16 protein-coding genes are annotated in these 20,955 nt (G+C 58.9%); 14 read left to right on the forward strand and 2 right to left on the reverse strand.

Going from position 1 to position 20,955, the window contains the following annotated elements; all coding sequences use genetic code 11:
- The first annotated feature begins 25 nt into the window (after positions 1 to 25).
- From Q7U71_05595 to Q7U71_05610, 4 genes are all read left to right on the forward strand, one after another.
- A complete protein-coding gene (locus tag Q7U71_05595) occupies positions 26 to 2,182 on the forward strand; it encodes a Tex family protein (protein MDO9391229.1) in 2,157 nt (718 codons plus the stop codon).
- 16 nt (positions 2,183 to 2,198) lie between these two features.
- Positions 2,199 to 3,671, forward strand: coding sequence for an NAD(P)/FAD-dependent oxidoreductase (locus Q7U71_05600; GenBank protein MDO9391230.1), 1,473 nt, complete (start codon positions 2,199 to 2,201; stop codon positions 3,669 to 3,671).
- Positions 3,672 to 3,832: 161 nt separating this feature from the next.
- Positions 3,833 to 5,152 carry a hypothetical protein gene (locus Q7U71_05605; GenBank protein ID MDO9391231.1) on the forward strand — a complete coding sequence of 440 codons (1,320 nt, stop codon included), beginning with the start codon at positions 3,833 to 3,835 and terminating at the stop codon, positions 5,150 to 5,152.
- The gene (locus Q7U71_05610; GenBank protein MDO9391232.1) at positions 5,149 to 6,708 is read left to right on the forward strand and encodes a DnaJ domain-containing protein; all 1,560 of its coding nucleotides are present in this window, start codon (positions 5,149 to 5,151) and stop codon (positions 6,706 to 6,708) included. Before Q7U71_05605 ends, Q7U71_05610 begins: the two co-directional genes overlap by 4 nt.
- A gap of 100 nt (positions 6,709 to 6,808) precedes the next feature.
- Here the strand turns inward: Q7U71_05610 and Q7U71_05615 are convergent, their stop codons facing one another.
- On the reverse strand, positions 6,809 to 7,873 hold the full coding sequence (locus Q7U71_05615; GenBank protein MDO9391233.1) for a type IV pilus twitching motility protein PilT: 1,065 nt from the start codon (positions 7,871 to 7,873) through the stop codon (positions 6,809 to 6,811).
- Between the two features lie 145 nt (positions 7,874 to 8,018).
- Positions 8,019 to 9,080, reverse strand: coding sequence for a type IV pilus twitching motility protein PilT (locus tag Q7U71_05620; protein ID MDO9391234.1), 1,062 nt, complete (start codon positions 9,078 to 9,080; stop codon positions 8,019 to 8,021).
- 526 nt (positions 9,081 to 9,606) lie between these two features.
- On the opposite strand from Q7U71_05620, the gene Q7U71_05625 reads away from it, so the two are divergent.
- The 10 genes from Q7U71_05625 (at position 9,607) to Q7U71_05670 (ending at position 20,909) form a co-directional block, all read left to right on the forward strand.
- On the forward strand, positions 9,607 to 10,893 hold the full coding sequence (locus tag Q7U71_05625) for an HD domain-containing protein (protein MDO9391235.1): 1,287 nt from the start codon (positions 9,607 to 9,609) through the stop codon (positions 10,891 to 10,893).
- 3 nt (positions 10,894 to 10,896) lie between these two features.
- On the forward strand, positions 10,897 to 13,392 hold the full coding sequence (locus tag Q7U71_05630; protein MDO9391236.1) for an ATP-binding protein: 2,496 nt from the start codon (positions 10,897 to 10,899) through the stop codon (positions 13,390 to 13,392).
- A 52-nt stretch (positions 13,393 to 13,444) separates the two neighbouring features.
- Entirely contained in the window at positions 13,445 to 13,819 is a 375-nt protein-coding gene (locus Q7U71_05635; protein MDO9391237.1) for a response regulator, read from the forward strand.
- A complete protein-coding gene (locus Q7U71_05640) occupies positions 13,820 to 15,154 on the forward strand; it encodes an ATP-binding protein (GenBank protein MDO9391238.1) in 1,335 nt (444 codons plus the stop codon).
- Positions 15,155 to 15,228: 74 nt separating this feature from the next.
- On the forward strand, positions 15,229 to 15,489 hold the full coding sequence (locus Q7U71_05645; protein MDO9391239.1) for a DUF4160 domain-containing protein: 261 nt from the start codon (positions 15,229 to 15,231) through the stop codon (positions 15,487 to 15,489).
- A gap of 11 nt (positions 15,490 to 15,500) precedes the next feature.
- Positions 15,501 to 15,767: a DUF2442 domain-containing protein gene (locus Q7U71_05650; GenBank protein ID MDO9391240.1), complete on the forward strand. Its 267-nt coding sequence runs from the start codon at positions 15,501 to 15,503 to the stop codon at positions 15,765 to 15,767.
- 40 nt (positions 15,768 to 15,807) lie between these two features.
- Entirely contained in the window at positions 15,808 to 17,541 is a 1,734-nt protein-coding gene (locus tag Q7U71_05655; protein ID MDO9391241.1) for a lamin tail domain-containing protein, read from the forward strand.
- 49 nt (positions 17,542 to 17,590) lie between these two features.
- Complete coding sequence (locus tag Q7U71_05660) at positions 17,591 to 18,100, forward strand: cob(I)yrinic acid a,c-diamide adenosyltransferase (GenBank protein ID MDO9391242.1); 510 nt, start codon at positions 17,591 to 17,593, stop codon at positions 18,098 to 18,100.
- Between the two features lie 135 nt (positions 18,101 to 18,235).
- Positions 18,236 to 19,597 (forward strand): TldD/PmbA family protein, encoded by a 1,362-nt coding sequence (locus tag Q7U71_05665; protein ID MDO9391243.1) that lies wholly within the window; start codon positions 18,236 to 18,238, stop codon positions 19,595 to 19,597.
- Between the two features lies 1 nt (position 19,598).
- Positions 19,599 to 20,909, forward strand: a complete 1,311-nt coding sequence (locus Q7U71_05670) for a metallopeptidase TldD-related protein (GenBank protein MDO9391244.1) — start codon at positions 19,599 to 19,601, stop codon at positions 20,907 to 20,909.
- The last annotated feature ends 46 nt before the right edge of the window (positions 20,910 to 20,955 follow it).

Here is a 20,955-nt window from a genome sequence, read left to right on the forward strand (position 1 = left end):
GCTCATAATCAATGTGAAAGAAAACATGCTAAGCGAACTTCAAATCACCCAGGTCATCACCAAGGAACTGGGCCTGCAGCCCTTCCAGGTCAGCAATACTCTGGAACTTTTCGGCGAAGGGGCCACCATCCCCTTCATCGCCCGGTACCGCAAGGAAAAGACCGGTCTGCTGGACGAGGTCCAGATCCGGGACATCCGCGACCGGTTCGATTACATCAAGGAACTGGACGAGCGCAAGGCGGCCATCCTGAAAAGCATAGAGGAGCAGGGCAAGCTGACCGACGAGCTGAAGGCCAAGATAGAGGCCTGCCTGGTGAAGCAGGAGTTGGAGGACCTTTACCTGCCATACAAACAGAAGCGGAAGACCAAGGGCATGGTGGCCAAGGAAAAAGGACTGGAGCCTTTGGCCCTGTCGCTGTGGCTGCAGGAGGGAAGTTTTGACCCGCAGGCCGAGGCCGAAAAATACCTCAACCCGGAACAGGGGATCAACAGCGCCAAGGAGGCCCTGGACGGTGCCCGGTACATCATCGCCGAGCTGATCTCCGACGACGCCGAGGTCCGCAAATATCTCCGGGAGATCACCATGGCCAAGGGGATCCTGGCCTCCCAGGTCAAGGACGAGTTCAAGGAACAGAAGACCAAGTTTAACCAGTATTACGAATTCAAGGAGCTGCTGAAGCTGATCCCCTCCCACCGCTACCTGGCCATCATGCGGGGGGAGAACGAGGAAGTGCTGAACGCCAAGGTGGACGCCCCGGCCGAGGAGATCAACCAGTATCTGCTCAACAAATTCATCAAGGACAGATCCTTCGCCCAGTTCCAGTATTTAAGCGAGGTGATAGGGTTCGCCTACCGGATCTACCTGAACACCTCCATCGAGGTGGAATTGCGCTCGGAGATCAAGGAAAAGTCCGACGCCGAGGCCATCCGGGTCTTCGCCGAGAATCTCAGGAACCTGCTGCTGGCCCCGCCGGCCGGCTCCAAGGCCATCATGGGGATAGACCCCGGCCTGCGCACCGGCTGCAAGATAGCGGTGGTGGATGAGACCGGGAAATTCATGGAATACTCCACCATCTTCCCCCACAGTTCGGCCTCCCAGAAACAGGAGGCGGCCAAGACCCTGGCGGCCCTGGCCAAAAAATACAAGATGGAGCTGGCTTCCATCGGCAACGGCACCGCCTCCCGGGAGACCGACCAGTTCGTGCGGGAGGTGATCGCGGAGCACAAGGGGATCAAGCTGCAGCCGGTGGTGGTCAGCGAATCCGGGGCCTCGGTCTACTCGGCCTCGGACCTGGCCCGGGAGGAGTTCCCGGACCTGGATGTCTCGGTCCGCGGCGCCGTCTCCATCGCCCGGAGACTGCAGGACCCGCTGGCCGAACTGGTGAAGATAGACCCAAAATCCATCGGAGTGGGCCAGTACCAGCACGACGTCAACCAGCCCAAGCTCAAGCAGTCGCTGCACGAGACGGTGGAATCCTGCGTCAACTTCGTCGGAGTGGACCTGAACACCGCCTCCTATTCGCTGCTGTCCTACGTTTCCGGCTTAAGCGAGGCCATGGCCAAGAACATCGTAAAATACCGGGACGAGCAGGGGGCCTTCAAGAACCGGAAGGAACTGCTCAAGGTGGCCCGGCTGGGGCCAAAGGCCTTTGAGCAGGCGGCGGGATTTTTGAGGATCCGGGACGGGGCCGACCCGCTGGACAACTCGGCCGTCCATCCCGAAAGTTACGTCATCGTCAAGCAGATGGCCAAGGACCTGAAGACCAAGACCGGCCTGCTGGTGGGCGATCCCCTGCTGGCCGGGCAGATAGACCCGAAAAGATATGTCACCCCGGAGGTGGGCCTGCCCACCCTGAATGACATCCTGTCCGAACTGAAAAAACCGGGGCGCGATCCCCGGGACAAGTTCGAGCCGGCCAATTTCAAGGACGGGGTCACCGAGATCAAGCACCTTAAGCCGGACATGGTGCTGGAGGGGGTGGTCACCAACGTGGCCAATTTCGGGGCCTTCGTGGACATCGGGGTCCATCAGGACGGGCTGGTGCACATCTCGCAGCTGGCCAACAAATATGTGAAGGACCCCAAGGAAGTGGTCAAGGTGGGGCAGCGGGTGACGGTCAGGGTGCTGGAGATAGACCTGGAGCGCAAGAGGATCGCCCTGTCAATGAAGGGAAATCAATAATACACAGGAGATTCAAATGAGCAAAGTAATAATCATCGGAGCGGGCCTGGGCGGGCTGACCGCCGGCAACCTGTTGGCCCGGAAGGGCCACCAGACCACGATCTTTGAATCCCACACCGCCCCGGGAGGTTATGTGGCCGGTTTCCGGCGCCAGGGTTTTTATTTTGAAAGCGGCACCCTCTCCTTTGAATCACTTGCCACGGTGCAGAAGGCGATGAAACAATTGGGGGTGCTGGACAAGATCGAGATCATTCCCCAGCACACCAGATTAGTGTCCGACCGATTCGACATCGCCACTTCCGAGACCTTCGCCGGCTTTAAGCAGGCCATCCTGGCCGCTTATCCCGAGCACCAGCAGAACCTGAGACGGTATTTTTCCGAGGTCGACAAGCTGATCAGGGCCATCGAGCCCTTCATGCTCCCCGACCCGCCCTGGACCTCGTATCTCCGGGGGGCGGCGGTCGGGGCGGAGGTGCTGCTTAAATACGGCCGGACCAATCTGGGCGATTTCACCGCAAAATATTTTGAACGCGACAGCGAACTTTTCCGGCTGTTCAAGAATTTCGGCTATCCCGACATGAGCGCCCTGATCCTGGGCGGGGCCATCATCAGCATCTTTTCCGATTACTGGACGATCAAGGGCGGCATGCAGTCCTGGGCCGACGCCCTGGCCCAAAGTTTCACCGGGCTGGGCGGCGAGTTGAAACTGGGAACGCCGGTGGAAAAGATAATCACCGAAAAGGGCCGGGCGGTAGGAGTGATATCGCAAGGAGCCAGCCACCGGGCCGACTACGTGATCTCGGCCTGCGATTACAAGAACACTTTCCTTAAATTGCTGGACGACCAATCACTGATCCCCGTCCGCCAATTGGAAAAGATCAAGAGCACCCAGGTCTCCGAAGGGATATTCACCGTCTATCTGGGACTGTCCATAGACAACCGGAAACTGGCCGGATATATGAAGATCCCCCACGTCTCGATGTTTGACGAGCAGCCCGGGGCCGACGTCCGCAATCCCAACGATCCGGACTTCTTCAATAAATCATCGGTCAGCCTTTATTCCCCGTCGCTGATAAACCCCGAACTGGCCCCGGCCGGGAAATCCTGCCTGATGCTGCAGATGGTCTGCCCCCACCGCTGGATGGACAACTGGGGCGGCGGAGACAGGGAGAAATACAAAAACCTTAAGGACCAGGTAAGCCAGACCCTGATCAGCAAGGCCCGGAAACTGATCCCGGACCTGGAAAAGCTGATCGAATTCAAAGGAGCGGCCACCCCTCTGACATACCAGCGCTACACCGGAAACACCGACGGGGCCACGTCATCCTGGAGCTGGAATCCCAAGAACAAATTCCACAAAAGCATCCTGGGGACATTTGTGGAAACGCCGGTGAAAAACCTGCTGATCGGTTCCTGCTGGGCCATGCAGATAGGAGGGGTTCCCGGGGCCATCAGCGCCGCCCAGAAATGCGCCAAGAGGATCAAATAAGCAATTCTGGCACATGAACGGCCGGCCCCGGAAGGGACCGGCTGTTTTCATTAGTCAAATATTCAAGCCAATCGAAAAAATATAATTATTTTACTTGACTTTAAAATCATTTTTTATTAATATTACATTGATATATAAGGTATTACCATATAATAGGTTTAATGAAAAGAACCGTTTCCATAATAATAAGCGTGATTCTGGCCATGGCGGCTTTGGGTCTTACGGTGTTTGCCCTGCGGCAAGATCAAAAACCTGCAGGCAGCGCCGCTCCGGACGAGCTTAAGACCCGCTCCGAACTTATTGCCAAGAGCCTGGCCCGCAGTCTTTCCGATCCGGTGGCCAACGCCGATGACCTTTCGCTGTCCGAACTGATGGCCCAGGCCAAAACCGATTATCCCGAAGTGTCGCAGATCCGGGTGGCCAACAGCAAGGGAATGATGGTGGCCGCCTCCGAGGATGACCTGGTGGGCCAGCCCCTGTCGCTGCCGGCCGGGATCAAAACGCTGGCGGAAGAGAATCTGCTGCTGCAGCCGGCGGCCGCCGGGCCCAAGGAAAGATCCTACTGGACGGTCGTTCCCATTTTGCTGGGCAAGGAAAAGATCGGAGGGCTTTATCTTTTAACTAAGTCACAGGCCCAGCCGGCCGCTTCAGCAAGACCAGCCTTTCCCATTCCCCTGCTGGCCGGACAGGCGGCGGCTCTGATCATCATAATCTTCCTGCTGGCGCTTTCGGCCCCCAAGACCGTGACCGTGGTCACTGCGGGGGAAGCCCTGGCCGAATTTGAACACAAGAAAAAAGAGATAGAAAAAGAACTGGACTCCAGGCGCAAGGATCTGAAAAAAGTGGAGGCCGAGGCGGCCGATCATACCCGCTGGCTGGAGATGTTCCGGAACGAGGAATCCGACCTGACCAGCCAGGTGAAGAAGATGCGGCAGGAGCGGACCGAACTGGAGGGTGTGATTGACAACGGGCGCAAGCAATTGGTGGAGTTTGAAGGCCTGCTCCGGAACAAGCAGTCCAAGCTGGAAGAGGTCAGCCATCATCTGACCGCCAGGATCGAAGAGGGCATCGAGCTGGACAAACGGCTGGTCAGCATCCAGCAGCAGGAGGCCGAGCTTAACACCCGGATGACCGAGCTCAAGAAGGGCGAAGCCAATCTGGCCCAGTGGCTCAAGCAGTCAAAGGCCGAGGTGCAGAACCTGGTGCAGTTCATTGCCGAAAAACGGATAGAGGAAAGCGAACTGGAACAGACCATCGAAGAGAAGCGGCGCGAAGCGTCAGAGCTGGATCAGAAGGTGGAGGAAATGCGGGGCAACATCCAGGAACTGTCCGATATCAGCGAACAATGGACCGGAGAGAAGGACCGTCTTTCCCTGGAAATAGGGGAAAAGCAAAAAGACCTGACGGCTGTGATGCAGCTGCTGGAAGGCAGCCGGGCCAGGCTGGAAAAACTGCAAAAACAGGAAACCGCCGTTAAATGACCAACTACTACGAAATTTTGGGAGTGAGCCGCGGGGCCGAGGCGGCGGAGATTTCCCAGACCTACCGCCGCCTGCTGCAGGACCAGTATCAGGAAAAGGGCAAGGAGGCCGACCTGTCCTCCTTGAGCCAGGCCCATAAGATCCTGACCAATCCCGCCAAGCGCCGGGAATACGATGTGCTGTTGGATCTTTTATCCGGCCAGTTCAGCGTGGAGGATCCCGAAAAGCCCACCAAGGCCGAGAAGGCCTATCTGGAGGGGCTGAAGGCCTTCGACCTCCAGAACTACCAGGAGGCGGTGCAGTACTTTGCCCGGGCCGCCCGGCTGGATCCCAAGCAGGGGCACTATTTCAGCCAGTGGGGGCTGTCCATCGGAATGTTCCCGGGCCGGCTTCCGGAGGCCGAGCTGTACTGCAAAAAGGCCATCGAACTCGATTCCGATAATCCGGTATTCTACTTCAATCTGGGATTCCTGTACCAGCGCCACAATATAAGCGAGGCCGCCCAGCAGTCGTTCAGCAAGGCCCAGGAAGCCCAGCAGGTGCGGCAGGCCAAGTATTCGGCCCAGCAGACAGCCGCCATCAGCGCACATTGGAGGGGCGACGCCGGCAGCCTGCTGAAGGAACTGGATTCAATAGAGGAGACCATGACCCAGTCCGATGATGAACATCCATCGGTGATCTCCCTGCCCCAGGCCGAAGAACCGGTCATGGGAAAAGCGGCCGGGGAACAACCTGCTCCTGTCCCGGAAACGGCGCCAGAGCCCGTTCCGGCCGCGGCCGAGGAACTTTCCGATCATTCGGGGATAGATGACCTGTTGAGCGAACTGGATTCCCTGGAGTCCAGCATGGAAAAGGTGGAGACGTACAATAACGGCAAAGCAGAAGTTCCGGAGGAACCGGAAGCAGCCCCGTTGGAGATAGTCACGATCAAGGATGAACTGATCGCACAAATTCCATCCGGCGAACAGCTACCATCGGCAGAAGGCTCGAACGAGATCCCCCCGCTGGAGATCGTCACCGTTCAGGATGAACTGATCGCCCAGATGCCGCACGGGGAACCGCCGTCGTTGCCGGACACCACGGCCGCCGAGGCAAAACTGGAGATAGTGACAGTTCAGGAAGAACTGGATCCAGGAGGACAGGAATCCCCGGAGCCGGAAACGCCAATGGAACCGGAGCATACCAGCGAAGAAACACTGGACCTTTTGAAGGAACTGGATTCCATAGAATCCATGGTGGCGGGGATAGAACAGGCCGGAACCGGGGAACGGTCCGGGGCCAAGGGATCAACTCCCGAGGCCAGCGCCGATGACCTGGAGGATGAAGCCCTGAAACTGCTGCAGGAACTGGATGTTCCCCAGGATGACAAAACATCTGAGCCGCCGGCTTCGGCTGTCAAAGATGAAGCGCCGGCCAGGGAAAACATTTCAGAATCCGAGTCCCAGGCCATCAAGAAGAAAATGGAGAGGCTGAACCAGATGGAGGAACAGATGATGGAGGAGCTGCTTAAGCTCAAGGCCGAGCGGGAGCAGTTGAAGGCTGACCTAAAGGTCTGACGGATATAAAAACAGGATAGGGTTAGATCCGCGGCAATAAATAAAATCCGGTATCCCGATATTTCGGGACACCGGATTTTTCAATGGCCGGAGGCAGTGACTATGGCTGCTGGGACCTCATTATCATCTGGAGGTTGTCGGGGTCGGGGGATTTGCTGAGGGCCTCGTCCAGGGTTATCACCTTGCGCTTGAACAGCGAGGCCAGTGACATGTTCAAGGTGCACATGCCCTGCTTGACGCTGGTCTGGATCAGGCTCTGCAGCTGGTAGGTCTTGCCCTCCCGGATCAGGTTGCGCACCGCGCCGGTGCCGGTCATTATCTCGTGGGCCGCCACCCGGCCCTGGCCGTCGGCCCGTTTCACCAGGATCTGGGAGATCACCGCCACGAAGTTCACCGCCACCTGCATCCGGATCTGCTCCTGCTGGAACAGCGGGAAGACGTCGATGATCCGGTCGATGGTCTGGACGGCGTCGGTGGTGTGGAGGGTGGCCAGCACCAGGTGGCCGGTCTCGGCCGCGGTGATGGCCAGCTGGATGGTCTCCAGGTCCCGCATCTCGCCGATCAGGATGCAGTCCGGGTCCTGGCGCAGCACGTATTTCAGGGCGTCGGCAAAGGTCAGGGTATCGCGGCCCAGCTCCCGCTGGTTGACGATGGCCTTTTTGTCGGCATGGATGAATTCCACCGGGTCCTCCACCGTCATGATGTGGCAGGCCTCGTTGGCGTTGCGGTGGTCGATCATCGAGGCCTGGGTGGTGGACTTGCCGCAGCCGGCCGGACCGGTGACCAGCACCAGACCCCGGGGCCGCATCGAGGCCTCCTTCATGATGGCGGGGAATCCCAGCTCATCCAGCGAGGGGATCCTCTCGGGGACCAGCCGGAAGACCATGCCCAGCGAACTGCGCTGCAGGAACAGGTTGACCCGGAACCGTCCGGTGCCGGCCTGGGTGTAGGCGAAATCCAGTTCCAGGTCCTGGGTGAACTTCTGCCACTGGGCCGGGGTCAGCACCGAACCCACGAAACGCTTGACGTCGTCGGGGGTCAGGGCCGGAAACTGGCTGGGCAGAAGATCCCCGTTGATCCGCAGCAACGGAGTGCTGCCGACCTTAAGGTGAAGATCCGAGGCCCCCTGCTGGGCCATGTGCTGCAATAGCTGGAGTATTTCCATTTTACATCAAGCGGTGTGGATGAATGTTCCGTCAATAGTGAATCCGGCAGTGATACGGTGGCGGTAGGTTGGTGATGCGGCGGACCAAACAATGGCAGGCCCAACCGTATCACAATCAAAATAGCAGGCTGCTTCCCTGGGGAAATCAGACCTTCATGATCATCCGTTCGAATTCTATGGGATTGGAGGATTTGGCCATGGCGTCCTCCAGAGTCACCTGTCCTTTGAGGAAATAATCCTTTAAGCAGGAATCCAGGGTGACCATGCCGTATTTGCCGCCGCTCTGGATGGCGCTGTAGATCTGGTGGGTCTTGCCTTCCCGGATGATGGCCCGGAGGGCCGGGGTGCAGGTCAGCACTTCATAAGCCACCATCCGTCCCTTGCCGTCGGTGCGGGGCACCAGGGTCTGGGAGAAGATGGCCTGAAGGGTGGTGGAGAGCTGAAGCCTTACCTGCTGCTGCTGGGCCGGGGGGAAGACGTCGATGATCCGGTCCACGGTCTGGGCGGCGTCGGCGGTGTGGAGGGTGGCCATCACCAGGTGGCCGGTCTCGGCCGCGGTGATGGCCAGGCTGATGGTCTCCAGGTCGCGCATCTCGCCCACCAGGATGATGTCCGGGTTCTGGCGCATCACGTGCTTCAGGGCTCCGGCAAAACTGTGGGTGTCGATCCCGACCTCGCGCTGGTTGACGCAGGCCTTCTTGTCCCGGTGCAGGAACTCGATGGGGTCTTCGATGGTGATGATGTGGCAGGAGCGGCTTTCGTTGATGAAGTCGATCATGGCGGCCAGGCTGGTGGATTTTCCGGAGCCGGTGGGGCCGGTGACCAGCACCAGTCCCCGGGGCAGCATGGAGACCTTTTTCATGATCTGGGGCAGGGCCAGCTCGTCGATGGTCTTGATCAGCAGGGGGATGACCCGCAGCACCGCCCCCACCGCGTTCTTCTGCTTAAAGACATTGACCCGGAAGCGGGAGACGCCGGGAATGGAGTAGGACAGGTCCATCTGGTGGGTCTGCTCGAATTTCTGCCGCCGTTCCTCGTTCAATATCTCGTACAGCAGGATCTTGGTGTCGTCGGCCGTCATCAACGGCAGGCTGGTTCGCACCAGCTGTCCGTGGATCCTGTAGATGGGCGGCTCACCGCACTTGATGTGCAGATCCGATCCCTGCTGGCTGACCAGCATTCTTAGCAGTTCGTCTATTTTGGCCATGACTGTTTAAAGTAATTAATGAGATCGCAAATGTTTCAGGGTTGGCTGCCGATCCTGAAAGTTTCTGATGGCATAAACTATCAGTTTAACAAAAGCAGGCTTTTAAAGTCAAGGATAATAATGAAAAAATATCAGAGGCCGGTTTATTAAGTGAACAACCAGGGCCAAACCGTAAGAAAGCCGTTAGTGGTTTCGAACCGGGACCTTTGCTGCCATGGCTTTGCAACTGGACAAATGAACCGGGGTAAAAAGACAGCGCCTTTGGCGGGGGTGGGAAAAAGCCGGGCTTGGTCCGGGATATTTCAACAAGCATTTCCGGTTTTGCCTGATTGAGGGCGGTGCCGCCTGGGACCCGGTAAAACCGGCAGGGTCAGATCAAACTAAATCCTAAACCAGGCAGCGAACCGGACCCCCGGACGGTCTTTTTAGCAAACCATGACATTCGATTTCCGGCCTGCTAAAAAAATGGGCTAACTGCATAAAAAACCATTGACTTTTAACAAATATTTGGTATAGTTAAAGGCTGATGAGCCATCATAACGGAATAATCGTTCTGCCTCCTGAACACCTGGAGGGTGTAATCAAAATTACCGCCGAGAGCCTGGGGTGCACAGCGGAGTTCTTCCCGTTGGGGGAAGTTCCCTCGCCGGACCGGGAGACCCAGGGAGAATACTTGCCGCTGCCGGAGTTCCGGAGGCTGCTGCTGCTGAAGGGCCCCAAGGACAAACTCCGGCCGGCCCTGGAAACAGTGAAAAAACTGGCCGCCGAGATCAACAGCAAGGAGCGGGAATCATTTTCCCTGACCCAGGAGATAACCGAGCGCTATGAGCAGCTGGCCACTCTTTTTGAGATGAGCGAAAAACTGGGGATGGCGGGGGACAACCCCTCCCGGATGGCGGCCATCCTGGACACCGCCGCCACCGCGGTCTCGGCCGGCTGGGGCTGCCTGCTGCTGCTGGATGGGGACTGCCGCTTCATCAATCGCGGCGAACAGGAGATCGACCGGGAAGAGATAAGCGCCTTGGCCCGCCGGGCAGCGGAGCAGAACAAGCCGGAGGTGGATGAAAAAAAACACATCGTCCTGCCGCTGACCGTCAGCGAGAACCAGCCCATCGGGGCCCTGGCGCTGGGACCCAGGACCGAAGGGGTATACCGCTCCGGGGATGTCAAGATGCTGGTGACGCTCACTTCCTACGCCGCCCTGCTGCTGGAGAGCGGACGGCTCTATGAAGGGCTGGAGCTGCTGTTCTTCTCCACCATCAAAAGCATGGTGGAGGCCATCGACGCCAAGGACCCCCGCACCCGGGGCCATTCCGAGAGGGTGCGGCGGTACTCCGCCCTGATGGCCCAAAAAATGGGGATGAGCAGCCAGGACCAGAAGATGCTGGAGCTGGCCGCCCTGCTGCACGACCTGGGCAAGATAGGCCTGCCCGATTCCATCCTGAACAATGTCAAGCACACCCTGACCGAGGAACAGTGGGAGCTGGTGAAGCAGCATCCCGAGATCGGGGTTTCGATCCTGACCCATGTGGCCCAGTTGAAAAGGATACTGCCGGCCATCGGCCAGCACCACGAACGCTACGACGGCAGCGGCTATCCGGCCGGGGTCAAGGGCCAGGACATTTCGCTGTTCGCCAGGATCATAGCAGTGGCCGACGCCTACGACGCCATGACCACCCAGCGCACCTACCGGACGACCTTCGATTCCAGGCAGGCCCTGGCCGAGCTCAGGGACAACTCCGGCAACCAGTTCGACCCGATGGCGGTGGAGCTTTTTCTGCAAAGCCTTTCCGGAAACGATAACCAACAATAGCCCATGAACGAAAATAACGACATAAACAGCCGGGCCTCTGCGGTTGCCGTTGACCAAGATACGGTCCATCCTGCGGAGGGTGCCGGAAAGCTGCCCGGTTTGATGATGCCCGGGATCCTGGAATGGCTGCCCCAGTCCACAGTGCTGACCGACCGGGAGTGCCGGATAATAATGCACAACCAGAAGGCCAGGGGGCTGGTGCTGGGCCAGGGCCTGGTCTGGGACGACCTGGAGCTCCTTCCGGAAGACCTGGCCTGGATCAAAAGCATGCTGCTGGCCTGCTCCCAAAAGCCGGGTCTCCCGGCCGAAAGGAAAATGACCTTCAACAGCCGGTTGTGGACCCTGGGGCTGACCCCTTTGTATCACGAAAACATCTTTCAGGGAGCGCTGCTGGCCTTTGCCGACCAGGCCGGCGAGGTGGCCGGCCAGTTCAAGAAGATCAGGGACCTGCTGATAGCCACCCAGGATGAAAAGGCGGTGGCCGAGTTCCTGCTGAAGACCTTGAAAAAGGGCCTGGGATTTGACAAGGGGATGCTGGCGGTGCTGGAACGCAGCGGCAGTTACAGGATTCTGGCCGGGCAGGGGCTGGCGGACGATGTTCAACGGGAGGAATTCCTGCCCCAGAGCGCCATGCTGGAGGCCTGTTACAAAGAAGGCCGGCCGATGGCGGCCTCGGGAAATGCCGAAAACCTGGAACAGTCCCTGGGCGATAAACTGCTGAAGGTGGCCGGGGCCAGAGACGGTTCATTCCTGATCGTCCCGCTGCTGCGGGCCCAGCAGCCTTTGGGGTTCCTGATGCTTCACAAAACCGGCCAGGCCTTCGGCAACGGGCACCTGACCCTGCTGGCCGAGTTGTCCGAGACCTTCGTTAAAATACTGGATGAAGCCCGCCTGGCCCAGAAATTCGAAAGCGAGATCCAGCTCCGCAGCAAGCTTTACGAGATAGGGTTCGCCGCCGGTTCGGTGCTGCAGCTGGGAAGCCTTTTAAGCCTGATGATCAGGACCATTGCCAAGGAGCTCAAGGCCGAGGAGGTAAGCCTGTATTTCTTTGACGAGATCTCGGGGCAATGGACCGGCAAATCAATGCTGGCCCCCGGCGACGGCCAGGGATTCCTGGCCCTGATCAAAAGTTCCGGGGTCAAGCTGGAGCACATCCGGCTGATGGAGATGAAGGACGTCACCGCCCAGGTGGTGGCCCGGGGCCAGCCGGAGATCATCGGCGACCTGGCCCGCGATTCCCGGTTCATCCAGCCGGCGCCCCGGACCCCGTTCAAATCGGGCTTATGGCACCCCCTGAAGATCAAGGACAAGACCATCGGGGCCCTGATGGCCCTCAGCCGGCAGCCCGGGTATTTCGGCGCCATGGACCAGGCCCTGATGGAGGAGATAACCCCGCTGATCACCTTTGCCCTGCGCAGCGCCATGCTTTACGAAGAGATCCGCCGGGAGGGCAGTCGGCTGGGCTCCATCATCAACTCCATGCCCGAAGGGCTGCTGATGGTGGACAAGGATTTTCGGGTGATCATCAGCAACGAAAGCTACGAAAAGCTCTGGGGCCTGGGCTTCCGGATAAAGCCGGGGATGGAATTTCACAAGGCCATCCTGCCTTCGCTGGGGGAACAGCTCCGGGACCAGAAGCCGCTGCTGGAGTTCCTGCAGCAATGCGCCGGAAACACCTCCCTCCGCCAGGAGTCGGTGGAGCTGGAGCTCAACAGCGGCTCCTTCTTAAAGATAGTCTCCTTTCCGGTGGACGATGCCGAGGGCCCGGGCAACGGGCTGGTGCTGCTGCACCAGGATGTGACGGTGGAGCACCAGATCGCCGAGACCCGGCAGGAATTTGTGGGGATGCTGTCCCACGACATGCGCAACCCCCTTTCGGCCATCATCGCCACCCTGGAGCTTTCGCTGGACGGCAGCCTGGGCGACCTCAACGACAACCAGCGCCAGTTTTTGGGCAGCGCCATGAACGACAGCCGCCGGATGCTGGAGATGCTCAACGATCTGCTGGACGGTTACAAGTATGAAGCGGTGGAGCTGAAGCTGGAAAAGACCCAGTTCGACGTCACCCAGCTGATCTCCAAACTGGTGTCCGACTTTTCCGCCCTGGCCAAGGAGCGCCAGCTGGAATTGTTCCAGGATACGCCCTTAAGCCTGACGGTGATGGCGGATGAAGGCAAGCTGACCCGGGTGATATCCAACCTGCTGACCAACGCCTTGAAGTTCACCCCCAAGGAGGGGCGGATCATCGTTTCCGCCGCCGATAAAAAACAGTTCGTTCAGATATCCATCCAGGACACCGGCGAGGGCATCTCGCCGGATGAGCTGGAAAAAGTATTCCAGAAGTTCTACCAGGTGGAAAAACGGAAGCTGGGCCGCAAGACCGGGACCGGCCTGGGCCTGCCCCTCTGCCGCAAACTGGTTGATGCCCACGGCGGCAAGATCTGGGTGGAAAGCCAGCCGGGCAAGGGCAGCAAGTTCATATTCACCCTTCCCAAGTGAACCATCCCCGGATCCATGAATAAACCAAACCTTTTTAAAGAGGTGTTTTCGTATGACCAAAAAAATCATGGTGATCGATGACGAGCCCTACATTGCACGGGTCATCAAGTTCAAGCTGGAGCAGGAAGGCTACACTGTGTTTTCGGCCAATGACGGCCTGACCGGGCTGGAGAAGATCCGGCAGGAGAAGCCGGACCTGGTGCTTTTGGACGTGATGATGCCGGGGCTGACCGGGTACGAGGTCTGCCAGAAGATCAAGGCCGATCCCCAGCTGTCCGGCATACCGGTGGTCATATTGACCGCCAAGGGCCAGGAGAAGGACCGGGAAGAGGGCTTGAGCGTGGGGGCCAGCGATTACATCACCAAGCCATTTTCGCCCAACCGCCTGCTGGAACTGGTGCGCAACATGGTGGGAGAAAACACCTAAATGTTATCCTGGCTGTGGCTTTTAGCCATACCTTTCCTGGCCGGAATATTCCTGGCCTCCCAGGCGCTGGTGCTGAAGATCGCCGGCGCCGGCGGGATGCTTTTGCTGTCCGTCTGGGGAGCCTGGCTCTACTTCAATCTGTCCCGCAAACAGTCACAGTCAGAACAGTCTTTGGAAGAGCTGGCCCAGCTGAAGGAAGATGCCGGCCGCCAGAAAAATCAGGGCCAGGAACTGGCCCGCCAGCGGGAAAAAGCCGAAGAGTCCCGGAAAGACCTGGAGCGCCGGCTGCAGGAGATCAAGACCGCCTGGGACAGCCTGCCGGCCGGAATGCTGCTGCTGAGCCGGCCCGAGGGCAAGGTGCTCTCCATGAATCCAGAGGCCGAGCGGATCAGCGGTTACCGGGCGGTCGAGATGATCGGGCGGAGCTGGGAGCAAGCCTTGGCCGGCCCGCAAAATACTCCCCAGGAAAATTCCCGGACCCAGGCCTTAAAAGGCAGAGACCTAGCCGAACTGGATCAGGATAAAATAATCTTAAAGGATGGAACCGAGCTGGAGGTCCATTCCCGGATCTGGAACCTGCCGGGCGGGCGGCAGACCGGCTGGATGTTCCAGCCCAAGAACCAGGCCATGGACTACAACAAGCTGCGGGAGGAGTTCATCACCAACATCTCCCACGAGCTGCGGACGCCGCTGACGGTGATCAAGGGATATGCCGAGATCCTTTACGAAGACGCCAAATCCGCGGGCCACGAACAGGCCGATCTGATGAAGGTGATAGTGGACGAGGGCGACCGGCTGGCCGGGCTGCTGGATTCCATCCTCAATTTCCGGCAGGCCAGCTCCGGAATGCTGGGGCTGCGCCAGGAGAAGGTGGACATCATCGCCCTGCTGAACACCGTGATCCACGACCTGGAGCCCAAGCTGGCCAAGAAGGAGATAAAGATAATCAAAAAGGTACCCCAGACCCTGGCTCCTTCGCGGGGGGATTTCAACGCCCTGCGCTTTGCCTTCAGCAACATCCTGGACAACGCCGTCAAGTTCAACACCAAGGGCGGCAGCGTCACGGTGGAGACCGGCGGCTGGCGGCTGGAGGACGGGATGTGGAAGATGCAGGTCCACATCAGCGACACCGGCTCGGGGATCGCCCCCGAGGTGATGCCCCACATCTTCGAGAAATTCTACCGCACCGACCAGAAGGTGCACACCATCCAGGGGACCGGGATCGGGCTTTCCCTGACCAAGGAGATCCTGGAGACCCACGGCGGCAACATCGCGGTGGAGAGCGCGGCCGGCAAGGGGACCAAGGTCACGGTCAGCCTGCCGATGTCGGAGTAGACAAAAGCTGCAGAGACGCGCCGGGAGGGCATAAAGACAACCAATGAGGCTAAGCATGAGTAAGGGAAATTATCATGCCTGAAATAGCGAGATTCTTTGGTATCATCATCCGGATGTTTTACGACGATCATAATCCGCCCCACTTGCACGCAGAGTATCAAGGCGGCAAGGCATTGGTTGATTTTGACGGAAATGTCCTTGGTGGGGATCTGAGATCGCGTACGGCTTTGAAGTTGCTGCGGGAATGGATCGATCTGCACCCATCGGAATTGAAGGCGGATTGGGAACTGGCCAGAATCGGTGCAGAAATCAAGAAAATTGATCCTCTGGAATAAAGGAGCATAAAATGTGGAATTTTAACGAAGTCAAGTCGGTGGCTTATAAGGAAGGCTATGTCCTACATATCGTCTTTGACGATGGCGTAAATGGCGACCTTGACCTTACGGAGTATGTAGGATTCGGACCGGTGTTTGAATCGCTGCGGGATGTGGAGTTCTTCCGCACCGCCCGGGTCGAAAATGGAACAATATCCTGGCCCAACGGCGCCGACATAGCGCCGGAAACCATTTATGAGAAACTGATAGCCAAACAGACCGTGGCGCTGGCCCGATAATTTCTGGAACATGCCAATAGTACCGTACTCTTCATAGAAAATGACAAAGATAAAAGCATTAATCAAAAACGGCTGGTGGCTTTTGGCCGCCGTTTTTTTTATTTTCACCCCGGCCCGGGCCGGAGTGGTGATCAACGAGTTCGCCTATTACCTTGATCCTTCCGGCGACGCCGGCAAGGAGTGGATAGAACTATACAACCCCGACTCCATCGGCATTGACCTGTCCGGGTATGATGTTTCCCCCAACCGCACCCCGCACTACATAGTGCCTTCAGGTTTCGTGCTGGGGCCAAGATCTTTCGTGCTCATCCACCTGCGGCTGGCCGGGGTCAATACCGCCTCTGATCTTTACGAAGGAACCGCCCCCACCAGCAATATGCCCAACGGCAATGCCTCGGTGGCCATCTTTACCGACACCACCCACACTTCGGGCACCATAGTTGATTTCGTCCAGTATGGCGCCGTCAACCAGACCTACGAATCCATTGCGGGCACCGCCGGGATCTGGACCAGGAACGATTTTACGGACACCGTCACCTGCACCTGGTCGCTGGGCCTGGCCGCCGACGGCGCGGACCACGACACTTCGGCCGATTGGGCGGAGTTTTCAAAGCCCACCCCGGGCTACAGCAACAGCCCCCAGCCTTACGACATCGCCCTGGAAACTCCGTCCACCTCCCCGCTGGAGATCCCGGCCGGAAGCTCTTTCACCGTTACCGCCCTGGTTAAAAACCAGGGGGTCAAAGCCGCCCGGAATGTTTGGCTGACCTTCTATCATGATGCCAACGGCGACTCGGTCTGCCAGACCGGGGAAACCGTGTTCCACCGGGAGCAATGGGATTCCCTGCCCGGCCCGCGGGTCTGCAGTTTCACCCACGAGGCCCGGCCCGAAGGCGCCTACCGGCTGTCGGTCCTGGCGCTCAGCGACAGCGAAAGCGTCCTCTCTAACAACCGCCAGGTCCTTGACTACCTGGCCGGAAGCCCCCTGGAGGTCAATGAGATCATGTACGGCCCTTACTCCGGCCAGCCGGAGTGGGTGGAGCTTTACAACCGTTCCGGCAGTCCGGTCGATGTCTGCAACTGGACCTTTGAGGACGCCACGGCTTCCCCCGAAAATGTCACCACTGACCACAGAACCATCCTTCCCGGCGAGTATCTGCTGTTGGCCCCGGACACGTCCTATTTTACCAGTCCCTGTCCCAAGATAGAGCTGAGCGGCTGGCCTTCTCTGAATGGCGAAGGAGGCGACATCGTCTGCCTGCGGGATTCAAGAGGCGCGGCGGCGGACCGGGTGCAATACCAGGACACCTGGGGCGGCGGGGAAGGCAGGTCGCTGGAAAAGATCAATCCCTGCCTGCTGAGCCAGGAGGCGGCCAACTGGGGAGGCTGCGTGTCCTCCGGCGGGTCCACCCCCGGCCGCCAGAACAGCATCTACATAGAAAAACTGGGATCCTCGGCCGACCTCAGTATCTCGCCCAACCCCTTCTCGCCGGACGGAGACGGTTTTGAGGACCATGTCCTGATCGGCCTGGACTTCGCCTGGACCAGGGCGGTGGTGAACATCAAGGTATATGACCGGCTGGGGCGGCTGGTGAAGAACCTGGCGGAACAACAGTCCTTTGGCGCTTCGGGAACCGTGGTCTGGGACGGCCGGGACGGCGGGAACAGGGTCTGCCCGATGGGGGTATACATCGTGCTGCTGGAGGCCCGGGACGCCAATGGCTCCGGCTCGGTGAAGAAGAAACAGGCCGTGGCTTTGGCTAAAAAACTGTGAACAAATCCGTTCCTACGTTACTACTTTAATACTTCAATTTAGGCATAGCATGATCCAAGTTTACACCGGCAACGGAAAGGGCAAGACCACCGCTTCTTTGGGGCTGGGCCTGCGGGCCTCGGGGCAGAAGAAGAAGGTGATGATGATCCAGTTCATGAAGGGCAAGGTGAACTACGGGGAGCTGAAATCCGCCAAGCTTCTTCCCGGGTTCACCATCAAACAGTTCGGGCGGCCCAGCTTCGTGGACAAGAAGAACCCGGCCCCGGCCGACATCAAGGGGGCAAGGGAGGCGCTTGACTTTGCGGCCAAGACCATCGGCTCCAGGAAATACAACATCATCATCCTGGACGAACTGAACGTGGCCCTGGACTTCAAACTGATCCCGCTGGACGAGGTGCTGTTGATGCTGGCCTGGGTGCCCCGGGACCTGGAGCTGGTGATCACCGGGCGAAATGCCCATCCCAAAGTGGTCAAGCTGGCCGACCTGGTGTCGGAGGTCAAAGAGGTGAAGCACTACTATCAGCAGGGGGTGCAGGCCCGGAGGGGGATAGAATTCTAAACCAAAATCAAAAATCAAAGATAAAATATTGTCTGATGAGAAAAAATAGGATTGCCATTATTTAATCTGCGTAATCCGCGTAAATCCGCGTCCCATTTAAGAAAACATAAATTCAGCATATAATCAAGGAGCTTCATGGAAGGACTGATCAAAAAGGCCCTGGGCAAAGGGCAGGCCGACTACATAGAGATCCGGCTGGAGGATAAGGCCGTCACCAGCGTGGTCTATTCCGGCAGGGAACTGGACAGCGCCGGGGCCAACACCACCAAGGGCGGCAACGTCCGGGCCCTGTACAAGGGAGGCTGGGGCTTCGTCTCCTTCAACTCGATGGACCAGCTGGAGGCCAAGGTGGCCGAGGCCTGCCAGGCGGCCCGTTTGGTGGGCAAGGGCAAAAGCGTTCTGGCCAAGGTCCCCAAGGTCAATGCCGACATCCGGGTCAGCCTAAAGGACGACCCCCGGAAGATCTCCCTGGCCCAGAAGGTGGCGCTGGCCAAAAAGTACAACCAGATCATCATCGGCTCCAAGGGCATCATCAGCTCCGGGGTGCGCTACGAGGACGTCTTTAAAAAGCAGACCTTCGCCAACACCGAGGGCAGCTACATCACCGAGGAGCGGGTCTACTGCGGGGCGGCCTTTTCGGCGGTGGCCAAGGACGGGGCCAACGTCCAGCGGGCCCACGACTCGGTGGGCGGCACCGAAGGCTACCACACCGTACTGAAGCTGGAGAAGAACGCCCAGCAGACGGTCAGGGACGCCCTGGGACTGCTGAAGGCCGAGAAGGTCTCCTCCGGCAAATACACGGTGGTGATGGACCCCAAGATGTGCGGGGTGTTCGCCCACGAGGCTTTTGGCCACCTGTCCGAGGCCGACCACATCTCGGAGAATGCCAAGCTTAAGAAGATGATGACCCTGGGCCGGAGGTTCGGCACCAGCGCCCTGTCCATTCTGGACGACGCCACCATCAAGGGCCAGCGGGGTCACTACTATTACGACGAGGAGGGGGTGGCCTCCCATAAGAATTATTTGATCAAGAACGGCATCCTGGTGGGCCGGCTGCACTCCCGCCAGACCGCCGGAAGGATGAACGAAAAAGCCACCGGCAGCGCCCGGGCCATAAGCTACCAGTTCGGGCCCATCGTCCGGATGGGCTGCACCTACATCGAGCCCCGGGACTATAGTTTTGCCAAGATGATCGGGGAGATCAAGCACGGGCTGTACGTGGTCTCGGCCCTGGGCGGGATGACCGAGCTGGAGATGTTCACCTTCTCGGCCATGAAGGCCTACCTGATCAAGAACGGCAGGCTGGGACCGATGGTCAGGGACGTGATCCTGACCGGCAACGTCTTTGAGACGCTGAAGAACATCGACGCCATCGGCGACGACCTGGAGCTGCACGGCGGCCTGGGTGGCTGCGGCAAGGACGGCCAGATGCCGCTGCCGGTCTCGGACGGCGGCCCGCACATCCGGGTCAAAGACGTAGTGGTGGGAGGGAAATAAGATGAATAAAATGATAGAACAGATACTGGACCTGGCCAAAAAGAGAACCGACGCGGCCGAGGTCATCTTGGTGGAAGGGCAGGAGAGCCCGGTGGACTTCCGCTCGGGAAAACTGCATTCGGTGGAGCACAAGGAGATCAAAGGGGCCGGACTGCGGGTGATCAAAAACGGCCGGATAGGCTTTTCCTCCACCACCGACTTCGGCAAGCTCCAGGACCTGGTGGACCATGCGGCGGCCGGCGCGGCCTTTGGCCAGCAGGCAGCCTTCAGGTTTCCGGCGGGATGCCGGCCGGCCGGGGTGAAGACCGCCGATCCTCAACTAAAAAAACTGACCACCGCCAAAGCCGTGGCCGAGGGCCAAAAAGCCATGGGGATACTGGCCCAAAAAGCCCCGGAGCTGAAATGCGACATCGGCCTTAACAAGAAGTTTTACCGCGTCTCACTGGCCAACAGCCGGGGATTCCAGGGACAATACGACAAGACCTCCTTCAGCTACGGACTGGGCGGGGTGGCGGTGATCAACGGCAGCCTGACCTTCATCGGGCAGGAACGCCGGGGCGGGAAGCTGGACCTGGCCACTTCGGACATGACCTCCAGGATCGGCAAAATGTACCGCGACGCCCAAAGAACGGCCAAGCTGTCCTCCGGCAAGATGCCGGTGCTGTTCGCCCCGGAGGCCATGAGTCTTTTATGGATGTCCATAGCCATGGGGGTCAACGGCAAGGCGGAGCAGAAGAAGACCACCCCGCTGCTGGGCCGGCTGGGGGAGAAGATGCTGGATCCCCGGATCACCATCAGCGACGACCCGCTGCTGCCCCTGGGCCTGGCCTCGGCGCCGTTCGACGACGAGGGGGTGTGCGGGGCCAGGCTGGACCTGTTCCGCCAGGGCGTGTTCAAAAATTTCATCTACGACCTGCAGACCGCGGGGATACTGGGCAAAAGATCCACCGGCCACGGCAGCCGGTCATTCAGCACCCAGCCCTCGCCCCAGGTCAGCAATTTGGTGATCGCAGGGGGAAAGACCAAGCTGTCCCAGATAATCAAGAACATGGACTCGGGCCTGATCATCTACGATCTTTTGGGCGCCGGGCAGAGCAACATCATAGCCGGGGATTTCTCGGTCAACATCGGGCTGGGCTACAAGGTGGAGAAGGGAAGGATTGTCGGCCGGGTGAAGGACGCCATGGTGGCGGGCAATGTTTACGATCTGTTGAAGAACCGGGTGCTGGAGATCTCGTCCGAGACCGAGGACAAGGGGCCGTACCGCACCCCGGCCATGCTGTTCGACGGGATGAACTTAACGGCGAAATGAACCGGGGCAATTTGCCACAGAGACACAGAGACACGGAGAAATCTTA

The organism is bacterium (assembly GCA_030655055.1).
Classification (GTDB): Bacteria; Edwardsbacteria; AC1; order AC1; family EtOH8; genus UBA5202.

Coding starts and splice junctions, on each gene's coding strand:
- Q7U71_05660 (MDO9391242.1), top strand. CDS start 17,591: ATGATCCAAGTTTACACCGGCAACGGAAAGGGCAAGACCACCGCTTCT.
- Q7U71_05655 (MDO9391241.1), top strand. CDS start 15,808: ATGACAAAGATAAAAGCATTAATCAAAAACGGCTGGTGGCTTTTGGCC.
- Q7U71_05595 (MDO9391229.1), top strand. CDS start 26: ATGCTAAGCGAACTTCAAATCACCCAGGTCATCACCAAGGAACTGGGC.
- Q7U71_05645 (MDO9391239.1), top strand. CDS start 15,229: ATGCCTGAAATAGCGAGATTCTTTGGTATCATCATCCGGATGTTTTAC.
- Q7U71_05670 (MDO9391244.1), top strand. CDS start 19,599: ATGAATAAAATGATAGAACAGATACTGGACCTGGCCAAAAAGAGAACC.
- Q7U71_05610 (MDO9391232.1), top strand. CDS start 5,149: ATGACCAACTACTACGAAATTTTGGGAGTGAGCCGCGGGGCCGAGGCG.
- Q7U71_05625 (MDO9391235.1), top strand. CDS start 9,607: ATGAGCCATCATAACGGAATAATCGTTCTGCCTCCTGAACACCTGGAG.
- Q7U71_05630 (MDO9391236.1), top strand. CDS start 10,897: ATGAACGAAAATAACGACATAAACAGCCGGGCCTCTGCGGTTGCCGTT.
- Q7U71_05665 (MDO9391243.1), top strand. CDS start 18,236: ATGGAAGGACTGATCAAAAAGGCCCTGGGCAAAGGGCAGGCCGACTAC.
- Q7U71_05615 (MDO9391233.1), bottom strand. CDS start 7,873: ATGGAAATACTCCAGCTATTGCAGCACATGGCCCAGCAGGGGGCCTCG.
- Q7U71_05605 (MDO9391231.1), top strand. CDS start 3,833: ATGAAAAGAACCGTTTCCATAATAATAAGCGTGATTCTGGCCATGGCG.
- Q7U71_05600 (MDO9391230.1), top strand. CDS start 2,199: ATGAGCAAAGTAATAATCATCGGAGCGGGCCTGGGCGGGCTGACCGCC.
- Q7U71_05650 (MDO9391240.1), top strand. CDS start 15,501: ATGTGGAATTTTAACGAAGTCAAGTCGGTGGCTTATAAGGAAGGCTAT.
- Q7U71_05620 (MDO9391234.1), bottom strand. CDS start 9,080: ATGGCCAAAATAGACGAACTGCTAAGAATGCTGGTCAGCCAGCAGGGA.
- Q7U71_05635 (MDO9391237.1), top strand. CDS start 13,445: ATGACCAAAAAAATCATGGTGATCGATGACGAGCCCTACATTGCACGG.
- Q7U71_05640 (MDO9391238.1), top strand. CDS start 13,820: ATGTTATCCTGGCTGTGGCTTTTAGCCATACCTTTCCTGGCCGGAATA.